A 13,596-nucleotide genomic window follows, 5' to 3' on the forward strand; every position below is an offset into this window, starting at 1 on the left:
ATGAGTGATTTTGAAAAATTAAAAAAAGAAATTCGAAATGAATTCCCAATACTTAAAAACATTGTTTACTTAGATAATGCTGCTCAAAGTTTAAAACCAATTTCAGCAATTGAAGCTATCAATACTTACTATACTTATGAATCTATTTCTGTTCGAACAGGTGATACACCATTAGGTAACAAAATCAACCAAATTTATAAACAAACCAAGGAAAAAATAGCAATTTTAATTAATTCAGATCCTGAACAAATAATTTATACAAGTGGAACTACCGATTCACTTAATACTTTTGCTTTAATGTTTAATCAAATTATTGAACCAAATAAAAAAATCCTAATTTCAGCTTATAATCACTCTAGTAATATGCTTCCTTGAATTGAACTAGCTAAATCAAGAAATGTTGAATTTATAATAAGTGAAGAAATTTATGAAAATATAGATGAAAATATCCAATTAATTTGTTTATCGCAAAGCACAAATAATTTTGATGTTAAATATGACATTAAAAAAATTTACGAAAAAGCCAAAATATACGGCGCTATAGTGCTTAATGATGCTGCACAATCAATAACTCATGAAAAAGTTGACCAAAATTATGCTGATGTTATTGCTTTTAGTACTAACAAACTATTAGGTCCGTCTGGTTTAGGTATCTTAGCAATCAAAAGAGACTTATTAAAAAGAATTAAACCAACTCGTTTTGGTGGTGGTTCAGTTCATGATATAGATAAAAACGGAAATTGAATTCCTAAAGAAACAATTCAAGCTTTTGAACCTGGTACTCCAAATATTGCGGCAATTTATATGTTTAATAAATCGTTGGACCTTTTTGAAAAAATAGGATATGAAAACATTCAAAAAATACTTTTAGAATTATCTAATTATTTATATGACAAATTAAGTAAGTTGGAAAATATTGAAATTCATAGTAAAAGAGGTTCTATAATAACATTATTTAATGTAAAAAATATAAACTCTCAAGATGTTGCAACCTATTTAGGTTCTAAAAATATTTATGTTAATGCAGGTATTTTTTGTGCTCCATTTGTTAGAAACATTAAAAGTGAGCGCTCTTATATTAGGGTTTCATTAGGAATTTATAATAATTTTGATGATATTGATAAACTAGTGAATGAAATAGAAAATGGGGGTGATTTTTATGCATTTTAACCAAAACCAAGCAAGAGAAATTATTATGACCAACTATATAAATAATAATAAAGATAATTTAAGTGAAAATCATAAAAAAGTTTACTCTACTTCATGTGCTGATTTACTAGAAATCGATTTAGACATAGATCAAAAAATAACCAACATCAATACTAATGCTAATGGATGCGCAATTTTTGTTGCTTCAACAAATATTCTTAAAAAAATATTAAAAGGCAAGCAAAATAATGAAGCTAAAAATTTAATTGAAAAATTTATCAAATTCGTTAATCATGAAATCGAATTAGATGAACAAGAAATTGGTGAGATCGATGATCTTTGAGTATTTTATAATGTCAAAACTCATTTGAACAGAGTTGATTGTGCTACATTAACAGCTAAACATATTTTAAATGAACTCAAATAAATTTATTTTTCACATCGATTTTGACTCTTATTTTGTGAGTGCATTAAGAAGTATATTTCCAGAATTAAAAGATAAACCTATTGCTATTGCTACTAAGTCAAGCAAGGCTATAATAAGTTCGGCTTCATATGAATTAAGATCTAAAGGAATTAAGGCTGGGGATTCAGTTTTATCAGCATTAAAAAAAGAACCTAAAACAGTTATTATTGAACCAAGATATGATTTTTTTAGTGCTCTAAGTAATGAAATATTTAGGCATTTGTACAATAATTACACTAAAAAAATGGATGTTGGTTCAATTGATGAAGTTTATCTTGATATGACTGAGTTAGTTAATAACAAAATAAATGCTATAAATCTTGCAAAAAGCATTCAAAAGGAAATTTTGAATAAATTCAAAATTCCTATTTCAATAGGAATAAGTCATACTTGTTTTTATGCGAAAATGACCACAAACATTGTTAAACCATTCGGAGTTGGATTTACAGGTGAAAAAGATGTTAGAGAACACTTTTATGATTTAGATATTTCTGAAATTTTTGGAATAGGCAAGAAAACTGAAACAAAACTCAAAAATTTGGGAATAAATAAATTTAAGGATTTAGCAGAATTAAATGAACAAGACCAATTTGTAAAATCCACAATTGGACAGAATGGTTTCAAATTGATAAGTTCAATCAAAGGAAGTGAACATAATCAAATCGAAAACTTTAAAAAAGTATTTAAGGGAATTGGATTTGAACGATATATTTCTGAAACAACAGATGATAAGTCGCTTCTAGAAAATAAATTAGATTATTTTGCTAATAAAATTTCTTCAAAAATGCAAAATAGAAATTTAGTCACTAACAACATTACTGTTGGACTACGTTTTGAAAATAAAACTTGATTTAATAAATCACTAAAATTATCTAATTACACAAATGATTACATAACAATATTTAACAATGCACTTATTTTATTGGATCAAATTTTTAAGGAAGAAAGTGTTGTCTACGGTGTTAGACTAAGAGCAAATGACTTATTACCTTGTTTTCAAGTTTCTATAAAAAGTAATTTATTCGAAACTGAAATGGATTATAAAGAAAAATCGGAAATAGATAAGTTAGTTGATAATATAAATTATCAACTAAAAGGGAAATTTTTATTTACCGCTTCTGAATTAATTAAAAATAAAAGAAAAAAAAGACAACAACTTGAGTTTGTCGGTGAAGATTTAGAAGAATAAATATTACATTTTGGTAATATAAAGTAAAATATAAAAGGAGAAATTATGAAAATAGGTGTTTACGGCGGTAGTTTTGACCCGATTCATAAGGGCCACATAAAAATAGCTGAAATTGCAATAAAAGAATTAAACTTGGACAAATTATTATTTGTCCCAGCATATATTTCACCTTTTAAAACTGGTAAAAATATTGTTTCTGCTGAACATAGAATAAATATGATTAATTTGGTAAAACCAGATAAAACGGAGATTTGTGATTTTGAAATCAAGAGGAATAATTTAAGTTACACCATAGATACCGTTAGATATTTGAAAAATAAATATAAGGAAGATGAACTATTTTTAATCATTGGAAGTGATAATATAAACCTATTGCATAAATGAAAAGATATTGAAGAAATTGCTTCATTAACAAAAATTTGTGTATTCAAAAGGACAAAAATCATAAATAAAACAAATATCAAAAAATATAATTGTTTATTACTAAAAAATCCTATTTATGAGTATTCATCAACAGAATTCAAAAAAGGTTATTTAGATAGTGTTGATGAAAAAGTAATAAATTATATTGGTGAAAATAAATTGTATTCCAAAGAATTGGTTCATAATATGTTAAGTGCCAAAAGAGCAAAACATTCAGTTGCAACTGCAGAATTTTCAGCCTCACTTGCCAAAAGTTGTGGTTATGATGCAAAAAAAGCTTATTTTGCAGGGTTATTTCATGACATCGCTAAAGAGTGAGATCCTGAGAACTCCCTAAAATTTATTAGAAGCATTTTAGGTGATTCAGTTAATTTCTTAAAACATGAACTACATCAGGTAGCTGGTTCATTGTGAGTTAAATATGTTTATAAAATTAACGACGAAGATATCGCTCATGCAATTAGGGTTCATACAACAATGAATGAAAACGGTGTTTCAGAATTAAATACATTAGATAAAATCCTTTATATTTCAGACAAAATTTGTATGGGAAGAAAATTTCCAGGTATTCAAAAATTAAGAGAAATTGTTCACAAAGACTTAAACAAAGGTTTTTCATTAGTTGTTAAAAGAACGTACTTGTTTGAAAAAGAAAAGGGGACAGAGTTTTCTGAATGACAAGAACAAATTTACCTAAATTATATTAAAGAGGTAGAAAATTATGAAGCATAGATTACAAAAAATACTTTCTGAAGCCGGAATAGCTTCGAGAAGAAACTCTGAACAATTAATTAAAGATGGAAGAGTTAAATTAAATGGTCGAATTGCATCTTTAGGTGATAAAGCTACTTTTGGAGACGATATATTAGTTGATGACAAACCAATAAAAAGAGAAGAAAAAGTTTATTTTGTATTGAATAAGCCACCTAAAACTGTATGTACATTAAAAGATAATTTTGATAGAACAATAGTTACAAGTTTAATTAATACTGATGCAAAAATTTTTCCTGTAGGTAGATTAGATTATGATACTACGGGAGTTTTAATTTTAACAAATGATGGAGATTTATGTAATAAATTGATTCATCCAAGATATCAAATACTTAGAAAATATCGTGCAAGATTAGATGAACCGCTAACTAATGAACAAATAAAATTATTAAATAAGCCAGTTTTAATAAAAAACAAACCTTCTTATCAAAAAGTTGAACAACTTGATACAAAAACATATTTAGTTTCACTTTCTATTGGCACATACCACCATGTTAAAGAGTTGTTTGAAACTGTTTCAAGAAAAGTCATTAATCTTAAAAGAGTTGAATTCGCAGGAATAACATGTGAAAAAATTCCTGTTGGTGAATATAGAAAACTAAATTTTAAAGAAGTCAAAATGTTAAAAGCTTTAACGGAGGCTAAAAATGAAAAAACTAAAAAAGTTTAGTTTACTTTTTGCTTCTATTTCACCTTTTATTTTAATGTCTCAAAGTTGCTTTAGTTCAACTTTTGATAGACAGGCGGATTTAGAAAACAAAGAATTTGAAACTCAAATAACAAATTATTTGAACAAAATTAAAAGTAAAAATAACGAATTTAAAAATTTTTTAAACAACAAAAACAATTTAACAATTCCATTAAATAATATTGATGACTTTTATAAAAAACCAAATCAAATTGCAATCGAATTATCCAATCACTTAAACAATTTTATAAGTGAATTATCTAAAAACAAAGATGAAGTTGATAAATTTGAGGAGTTAAACATTTTATTAGACTCTTCGAAAGAAGATAATGAAATCAAATTAATTGACTTAATCAACAAATTAAACTTTATCAACAATGACGTTCAAAAACTAGTTGAAGAAAAACAAACATTAACAAAAAATGGTGATGATGCTTATTCAGTTTTGATTAATGACCTAGAACAAAACCTTTCTGTAGGTCTTTTTACAGGTCAAGGTCAGAAAGATACCATTAACCGTATTAAGAATTCAATAAATTCAGTATTACACTTACCTTTAGGTGAAGAATGTGATTGTAAAAACATTTTTTACAAATCTAACTATTATGACTCAAGTGTTATTGACATTAACTACAACTTAATTAAAGCATATTTAGGATTCAACTCTGAAAATGGAAACACTTCTAAAGAAGATTATCAAGAACTACTAAAAATTCATACCCATGCACTTGCTAACATTATACGTGAATGATTATTTATTACAGTTGAAAACGAAGATAGTCAAAAAAACGCAAGATTTAGACTTAATCAATGAATCGCTTTGATAAGAAATAATTCTAAGACTTTTAATTTCATTAATTCAAATAATGAATTAGTAAAATTATTTGATGCTATTGAGTCAAGTTTGATGTCGTTAAATAATTCTATTGATGAAATCAACAAAAACAATTCAGGAAAATATCCTTTTGAAAAATTATTAAGTTTTATAGTTGATATCGATAAAGAAACTAAGAAATTAAATGATGGAATAATGGGACAATTAAACTACACCATCAAAGAACTCTATGAACTATTAGATAGTAAAATAAAATAAAATCACCAAATTTTGAAAAGGTGATTTTTTTAACTATTTTTCTTAATTAATTCATTGTTATATGATAAAAAGGCACTATTTGCTATCCATTCTTTAACTCTTTCAGGAAAATGAGTTGTCATACTCATGACAATTCTTATCAATGCTTTTATATTTGCAGCTTCGTATTTTTTTGGTGTTGGAGTTAATTTTCCGGCAGTAAATTCATTTATTTTGATTAAGACCATTTCATCAAAAACCTTGCTTTCCTCATAAATTAATCTTTTTTTTAGCATTTGTCAATGAATGTCTGCATTCTCATTTTCACCAATCAGCATTTTTATAAAATCTACAACTACATAATATCTAACATGATTTTTTGGATTAACCCTTGATCTAACTTTGTCATTATCGATAATTTTTTTTAATTCATTCATAGAGCCTCTTTTTAATTATACTTTTAATTTATCAAAAGGCCCATAAATATAAAAAAATAGGAATTTTTTCATAAAAATTCCACTTTTTTATATTGAATTAAAATTATTATTGATAATAAAGTATTCTAGAATCTTAGAATCGTTATCTTTTTTTCCATTGTAAAGAATATGAATAATTTGCTTATTTTCTTCAATTAAATTAATAAATTTATTATTTTCACTAATTTTTAATAACTGTTTATTAAAAACGTTTATAAACAACAATGCTTTTTTACCGAAGAAAATAAATAATAATCCCTTGAAAAATTTAGATTTTTTAATAATGATTTTATAATTAAAGCAAATTATAAAAATTTTCTTGTTTGTATAAAAAAATATCAAGAATATGCAAATTCAACTAATTAAAGCAATTAAAGAAATAAATAGAACTCAATAATTGTGGCTTGAAAAAGATTTATAAGCGCCAAATCAAACGAAGAGAATTAACAAAATTGAAATAATAATATTAATATATAATCAAAAATTAAATTTATGATAATAGTTTTTATTCTTCATTTATATTTTCTTCCAACTTCTTAAGTTCCTCATTTGATATACTACGCGTGTATTTGCAATTTGGAAAGTTTTTACATCCGACAAATTTTTGTTTCTTTTTATTTCTTCTAATAACAAGAACACCAGAGTCTTCAGGACATGATTCTTCTAGAGCTAACTGAGTGAGAACAGTTTTTTCCATAACATCTTTAGCCTTATCAAAAGTGTCGTTAAATTTTTCTCAAAAATTATTCATTACAATGTTCTTAGAAACTTTTTCTTCCGCTATTAAATCCAATTCTTCTTCTACCTTAGCAGTATATTCTTCATTTATTATATTGCTAAATGATGATGTAAGTTTATCAATAACATTTTTGCCAAAAAGAGTTGGAACTAATGAAGAAGATTTTGAAACAACATATTCCCTATCTTTAATTATTTTAACTGTAGTAGCAAATGTAGAAGGACGGCCAACTTTAATTTTATCTAACATTTCAATTAGAGAACCATCTGTATATCTAGGAGAAGGTTTTGTTTCGTGATCACTAAATTTGAATTCCTTTACCTTAACTTCTTGATTTAATTCATAATTTGGATCACCCAACTCAACTTCTTTTTCATCATCTAGTATATAGTATCCATCAAATTTTATTGATGAAAAACTATTTCTAAATTTATACACATCATTTTCATATGTATAAGTTTTGATAGTTCTAATAGGTTGAGTCATTAGAGATTGCATTGTTACTCTATAAATTAATTTATAAATTGCAAATTCCTGTTTACTCATTTCAGGATATAAAGCTAAAGCATTTTCAGGAGTTAACGAAACATCAGTAGGTCTAATAGCTTCGTGAGCATCTTGATCACCAGAGAAACCCTTAACTTCCAGAGCAACATACTCCTTACCAAATTTATCATTAATATAAACTTTAGCACTATCGATAAATGTTTGACTTAATCTTGAAGAATCGGTACGTGGATATGAAATAAGCCCTCCATCTCCAAAACCTTCATAAAGTTTTTGTGCAGCAGATTGTGTTACTTGAGCAGAATATGGACTCTTTTTATATAAAGCTGCTTGTTTTAATGGTATTACCGAAGACATTTTTTTATCAACAACATTAATATCAGTAACTTTAATAATTTTTTTAGCGTTTTCAAAATGTTTTTTAACTGAATCAATTTCGTTAGGTAAAATTCAATCTCTCTTATCGCTTGAATTATTTAAATTAATATAACTAGCAACGATTTTTGAACCGCACAATGCATCTAATTTATAGTATTGTTCAGGTACAAAAGCTTCTATTTCTCTTTCTCTATCAACAACCAATTTTAATGCAATTGATTGAACACGACCTGCACTGGCTTTAGTTGGTGAATTAGAAATTTTTTGATTAATTAAATAACTAAGTCTAAAACCAATTATTCTATCTAACATTCTTCTTGCTTTTTGCGCTTCAACAAGATTATAATCAATTAATCCTGGTTTATCGATAGCCTTTAAAATAGCATTTTTTGTAATTTCATTATACTTAATTCTGTTGTATTTTTCTTTAACATCTAAGTATTCAACTAAGTGTTCTCCTATTGCTTCACCCTCGCGATCCGGGTCAGTTGCAATAAAAACTTTGTCACATTTTTTAGCAATTGATTTTAATTTTTTAATTAATTCTTTTTTGCCTTTTTCTAATGTATATGATGGTTCTCAATTTTCAATATCGATACCTAAACCATATTGCCCACTAGTTTTTAGTTTAGCAATGTGGCCAATACTAGCTTCAACAACATAATCCTCACCTAATATTTTTTTAATTGTATTTACCTTATTAGGTGACTCTACTATAACTAATGTTTTCATATATTTAATATTTATACCACAATTTACAAAATTCAGTAATATTATTGCCTTTGCTTGAATAACAAAAAATAGATCTTTTTAAGACCTATTTATTCTTTTAGTTTAAGTATTGCAATTGTTTCAAAATGCATTGTTTGTGCAAATATGTCATATCCTTTATAAAATTCAATTTTATATTCATGCAATAAAAATTCTAAATCACGCAATTGAGTTTTAAAGTCACATGAAATGTATACTAACTGTTGTGGTTTTCAATCAAGAATTTTATTTATTAATTCTTTATCAATACCTGATCTAGGTGGGTCTAAAATCAAGGTAGTTTTTGCAAAATCAAAATTTTCTTTTTTAATGTTTTTTGCATCACCAACAACATATTTACATTTATTATTAGGAATGTTATTTATTATTAGATTGTGATTAGATGTTTCAATTGCCTTTTTATCAATTTCAATACCGTAAATACTAAAGTTTTCATTGTACAAACAAATTCCTAATGTACCCACACCACAATACAAATCAATTAAATGATTATTATTTAAATTAATAAAATTATTCACATCTTCTATTATTTTAGAAAAAGTCTTGGTATCGATTTGAAAAAAAGAATTTATATCAACATAAAAAGGCTTATTGTACAAAGTTATAATTGGTTTTGTTTGAATATCTGCATTAGAAAATAAAAGATTATCTTTGTTACTTCTAATTTCTAATTTCAATAAATTATTTTTATCTTCGATAAGATTTTGTAACTTGGAAATGTCAATTTTATCATTGTTGACATTTATCCTTATAAAATAATTATTTTGATCGTAAATTCTTCCAATCACTTCATAAACATCTAATCTTTCATAGCTATCTAACTTTGATAAAATATCACTTATTTTTCTAAATAGGCTTTGATTGTCGATTATTGGGCAATCACTAATTTTTATTAGATTATTTGTATTAAATTCATAACTAAATAAATTATTTTTATTATTAACTTTTTTTACAACAAATCTTGATTTATTACGATAATGAGTTATGTTAAGTGATTTTTCAATTTCAATTTTTTGATTTAATAAATTGGGAAATTTTCAATTAAAGAATTTATTAATCAATTCAGTCTTTAACTTAACTTGTTCTTCATAATCTAACCCATATAGCGGAGCAGAACCTGAAATTGTGTAAAATAAATCAATTTTTTCTCTCTTTTCTGAAGTTATTAAATACTTATGAACAGATCCAAAAAAATATTTAGAAAGAACTTTAGTGATTTTTACCAACGCCTTTTCATTTACAAATAATCCTAAAACAAATATTGGTTTATTCTGATAGAAACACTTACCAAGTCCTTCATACGTCATTTCAACACATTCTAATTCAACGATTGAACCTACTTCTAATTTATTTTTCATTTAATGTCTTTTCTATCTTAGCTAATAATTCTTCAATATTTGAATCTAACATATCGATTTTTTTATTTACATCTTCTATTATTTCTACTTCACTTTGACTATCAGATTGAAAATTAATTTGCTCTTTAATGGTTTTTTGTGTTTTCTTTATAACACCATTAGCAAAATTTTCTATTTTTATCTTCGAGAATCTATCATCAGTTTTGGAAAATGAATATTGTTTAATAGAATCCAAAAACGATAAACCATCTTTGTCTCTAACTAAAATAAGGTCATTATCTCTGGTTGAATAAATTTCATTTATGATATAAGGTTCAAATTTTCTATTCTTAAATAATGGCTTTCCTTTGTTATTTTTCGAAACATAAAGAATGTCTTTTGCTCTTATTTTCTTAATCATTCCATCGTCAGTCAGAAGGGTTAAAACATCATTATTTTGAGCGACTGTAAAAGCAACAATATAATCATTATTTGTTAAATTAGCACCTTTAATTCCTTTTGCCTTAGTTCCGTAAATATTTATATCATTTTCAGTGTATTTATTGCATAAACCAAAACTTGAAACTAAGATAATGTCTTTTGCCCCATTACTTAAACAAGCATTTATAACTCTATCATCATTTGAAATACTGATAGCTGTATAAGTTTTAACAGTTCTTGAAACTTCAAAATCTTTGATTGGGGTTCTTTTTACAATACCATTTCTTGTAGCGATAGTAACAAATAAATTACTATTTCAATCGCTTACTTCTATAACACTAACCACAACTTCACCACTTTGTAAATCTACAAAATCTGAAAGGTGAATTCCATTATCTTTTCACTTACACTCTTCAATTTTATAAATTGGTATTATTGCATAATTACCAAAATTTGTAAAAATTAAAAATGTATCCATAGTATTTACTTGATTATAAAAGGTTAAATAATCTTCATCTTTCAAAACATATGTTGAGAAATCATTAGAATCAATAACTTTTTGACTAAGTCGTTTTATATATCCGAATTTTGAGATTGCAACATTTATAATTTCTTCTTTAATTAGATCTTTTTCATCATAGTCAAAGTTATATTCCCTTTCAACAATTTGAGTTCTTCTTGGGGAAGGAAATTCATTTCTTAGATCTTTTAGTAAATTAATCAAATAGAAAGTAAACTTATCTTTATCATCTAAAAGAGAATTAATATAATTGATTTCATTTTCCAAATAATCTTTTTCATTTTTAAATTCGTTGTAATCAGTTTTTGAAAGTTTATAAAGTCTTAATTCAGCAATGGCGGTAGCCTGATTTTTCGTGAACCCAAAAATATTCATTAAATCTTGAATAACACCCGCTTTTGATCCTTCACTTTTTCTGATAACCTCAATTATCTCATCTGTAATTTCAGTAACTTTAAGAAATCCCAAAACAATTTCTAATCTTAGTTTATGTTTTTCAACATCATAAGTTAAAGTTTTAGTCTTAATATCGCTTATATGTTCTACATATGATGTAATTAAATTATTTAAGTTCAATAATTGTGGGGAGTTATTTTTTATAACCATATTATTATAGCTATAATTAATTTGTAACTTAGTTTTAGAAAAAAGATATCTCATTATACTTTTCTCATTAGCATCTTTTTCCAATGTGATTACAATCTTTATACCTTCGCGGTCTGATTGATCTTTTATTTCCAAAACACCATCCATTTCATTTTGAGAAATTAAAACGTCTATTGAATAAATCAAATCAGATTTAATGACACCATAAGGAATTTCAGTAATTTCTATATATTTATTTTTATTGTCACTTGTTATTGTGAATTTTGAAAATAACTGGATTTTATTTTTAATAGTTCTTCCGGTTTCAAAAGATTCTTCAATGCCTTTGGTGCCATAAATTGTTCCTCCAGTAGGAAAATCTGGACCTTTAACAATTGAACATAACTGTGAAAATGATAAATTTGGATTTTGTAATTTAGCAATAGTTGCGTCAATTATTTCTTCAAAGTTGTGTGGTGGCATTTCAGTAGCCATTCCAATAGCAATACCTGTTGTTCCATTAATAAGTAAATTAGGAAAAATTGAAGGTAAAACAGCAGGTTCTAGTTCAGAGTCGTCAAAATTAGGAACAAAATTTACTGGATTTTTCTTTAACTCACCTAAAATTAACTCAGCAACTTTACTCATTCTTGCTTCTGTATAACGCATTGCAGCTGCACCGTCATTATCGATCGAACCCACATTACCATGCATATCTACAAGGGGCATAGAATTTTTTCACCACTGAGCCATATTAACCATAGCTTCATAGACAGAACTATCACCATGGGGATGAAATCTACCAATAACATCCCCTACAACACGAGCTGATTTTTTAAATGGTTTATTATGAAAAAGCCCCAATTCATACATTGAGTATAATATTCTTCTTTGAACTGGTTTTAATCCGTCTCTCACATCAGGAAGAGCTCGTTGCTGGATGATGTATTTAGAATATCTTCCAAATCTCTCAGCCATTATTTTATCTAGGGATTCATTAATTATTTTTTCAATTACGCTATTTTTATCCATGTTTTACCTTTTTTATTTACTAATTATATATTATTTTATAGCTTAAAACTGGGCTAAATTTTTCACATTTTAGGAAATTTTGAGTTAATTTAGTAAAATACTACTTAAATTTTGTGTATTTTTTCTAAATTTACCTATTTTTTAGTACAAAAAGGAAAAAATTTTGTAAAATAATAATGAAAAGGGGACTTATGACAAAAAAAGAATTTATTAGCAAAATCGCTGAAAGATGCGACGTTCCGGTAAAAGAAGTAGATAAATTTTTCGATGCATTCGTTTTTGTTCTTAAAGAAGAATTAATTGCTGAAGAAAGAGTTCAACTTTCAGATTTAGGAACATTTACAACACAAATTAAACGTGGACGTACAACAACAAATCCATTTAGTCCTACTAAAGAAGTTATTACCGTGCCTGAAAAACGTGTTGTAAAATACAAACCATCTAAATATTTACGTGAATTAGTAGACTTTTAATTAGCTAATTATTGGTATGAAATCTAATATTCCTGGGAAAGTTAATTCAACTTCTTTGGAATATTTTTTTATGTTTAAATAAGTTATTGAAATATCTTCTATCATAAAATTCTCAATTATTTCGGGTTCTACAATCAAAAATTTATTTTCAGCAAAAAAATATAGGACATAAAAGGAAATGCCTCCAAATTTCTTTATTTTTAATAAAAATTCTAGTTGATGAAGCTTAAAATTAGACTTTTCTATCCGTGTTCCATGAGTACTTTTTGCCTCAAAAGCTATAAAAGTACCCTTTAAACAACCTCAATAGTCTACTGTTGATTTTCCTTTTGCAACATTTTTGTTGTTAGTATTTTTTAACTCAATACTCTTCTTTTCTATGTGAGCTAAATTGTTTTTTATGTAAAAGTTGCAGGTTAAATTTAATACTGTTTCTAAAAACATACCTCTATTTTTATGTAATATCATCTCATAGATAATATGTCTTCAAAATTATCGATAAACAAAAAGTGAACAAAAAATAATATAAAAAAGATTTCATTTCATTTTAATAATAAATTATAAAAAGTAAATAAATAA

Annotated in this window: 12 protein-coding genes; 7 read left to right on the plus strand and 5 right to left on the minus strand. The window is 25.9% G+C overall.

Going from position 1 to position 13,596, the window contains the following annotated elements; translation table 4 throughout:
• The 6 genes from FOY43_RS01940 to FOY43_RS01965 are packed head-to-tail and all read left to right on the plus strand — an operon-like array spanning window position 1 to window position 5,779.
• A complete protein-coding gene (locus tag FOY43_RS01940; RefSeq protein ID WP_236094553.1) occupies window positions 1–1,170 on the plus strand; it encodes an aminotransferase class V-fold PLP-dependent enzyme in 1,170 nt (389 codons plus the stop codon).
• A complete protein-coding gene (locus FOY43_RS01945; RefSeq protein ID WP_162847761.1) occupies window positions 1,160–1,576 on the plus strand; it encodes an iron-sulfur cluster assembly scaffold protein in 417 nt (138 codons plus the stop codon). The genes FOY43_RS01940 and FOY43_RS01945 overlap by 11 nt, the downstream gene beginning before the upstream one ends.
• Window positions 1,563–2,804: a hypothetical protein gene (locus tag FOY43_RS01950; RefSeq protein ID WP_146308885.1), complete on the plus strand. Its 1,242-nt coding sequence runs from the start codon at window positions 1,563–1,565 to the stop codon at window positions 2,802–2,804. Before FOY43_RS01945 ends, FOY43_RS01950 begins: the two co-directional genes overlap by 14 nt.
• 45 nt (window positions 2,805–2,849) lie before the next feature.
• Window positions 2,850–3,959 carry a nicotinate-nucleotide adenylyltransferase gene (locus FOY43_RS01955; RefSeq protein WP_146308886.1) on the plus strand — a complete coding sequence of 370 codons (1,110 nt, stop codon included), beginning with the start codon at window positions 2,850–2,852 and terminating at the stop codon, window positions 3,957–3,959.
• Window positions 3,949–4,668 carry a pseudouridine synthase gene (locus tag FOY43_RS01960; protein ID WP_201273904.1) on the plus strand — a complete coding sequence of 240 codons (720 nt, stop codon included), beginning with the start codon at window positions 3,949–3,951 and terminating at the stop codon, window positions 4,666–4,668. The genes FOY43_RS01955 and FOY43_RS01960 overlap by 11 nt, the downstream gene beginning before the upstream one ends.
• Window positions 4,646–5,779, plus strand: coding sequence for an MAG0770 family lipoprotein (locus FOY43_RS01965; RefSeq protein ID WP_146308888.1), 1,134 nt, complete (start codon window positions 4,646–4,648; stop codon window positions 5,777–5,779). Before FOY43_RS01960 ends, FOY43_RS01965 begins: the two co-directional genes overlap by 23 nt.
• A gap of 29 nt (window positions 5,780–5,808) precedes the next feature.
• Here FOY43_RS01965 and FOY43_RS01970 read toward each other — a convergent pair whose 3' ends face one another.
• The 4 genes from FOY43_RS01970 to FOY43_RS01985 all read right to left on the minus strand — a co-directional run bounded on the left by FOY43_RS01970 (window position 5,809) and on the right by FOY43_RS01985 (window position 12,544).
• Window positions 5,809–6,195 carry a hypothetical protein gene (locus FOY43_RS01970; protein ID WP_146308889.1) on the minus strand — a complete coding sequence of 129 codons (387 nt, stop codon included), beginning with the start codon at window positions 6,193–6,195 and terminating at the stop codon, window positions 5,809–5,811.
• 544 nt (window positions 6,196–6,739) lie between these two features.
• Entirely contained in the window at window positions 6,740–8,590 is a 1,851-nt protein-coding gene (gene topA, locus FOY43_RS01975; protein ID WP_146308890.1) for a type I DNA topoisomerase, read from the minus strand.
• Between the two features lie 89 nt (window positions 8,591–8,679).
• Window positions 8,680–9,987 carry a class I SAM-dependent RNA methyltransferase gene (locus FOY43_RS01980; RefSeq protein ID WP_146308891.1) on the minus strand — a complete coding sequence of 436 codons (1,308 nt, stop codon included), beginning with the start codon at window positions 9,985–9,987 and terminating at the stop codon, window positions 8,680–8,682.
• Window positions 9,977–12,544, minus strand: coding sequence for a DNA topoisomerase IV subunit A (locus tag FOY43_RS01985; protein ID WP_146308892.1), 2,568 nt, complete (start codon window positions 12,542–12,544; stop codon window positions 9,977–9,979). The genes FOY43_RS01980 and FOY43_RS01985 overlap by 11 nt, the downstream gene beginning before the upstream one ends.
• Before the next feature lie 128 nt (window positions 12,545–12,672).
• Here FOY43_RS01985 and FOY43_RS01990 point away from each other — a divergent pair, with 128 nt between their 5' ends.
• Window positions 12,673–13,017, plus strand: coding sequence for an HU family DNA-binding protein (locus FOY43_RS01990; protein ID WP_226364430.1), 345 nt, complete (start codon window positions 12,673–12,675; stop codon window positions 13,015–13,017).
• On the opposite strand, the gene FOY43_RS01995 is transcribed toward FOY43_RS01990, so the two are convergent.
• A complete protein-coding gene (locus tag FOY43_RS01995; RefSeq protein WP_236094555.1) occupies window positions 13,018–13,461 on the minus strand; it encodes a Holliday junction resolvase RecU in 444 nt (147 codons plus the stop codon).
• Window positions 13,462–13,596: the final 135 nt, after the last annotated feature.

Source organism: Mycoplasma anserisalpingitidis (genome assembly GCF_007858495.1).
GTDB lineage: Bacteria > Bacillota_I > Bacilli_A > Mycoplasmatales > Metamycoplasmataceae > Mycoplasmopsis > Mycoplasmopsis anserisalpingitidis_A.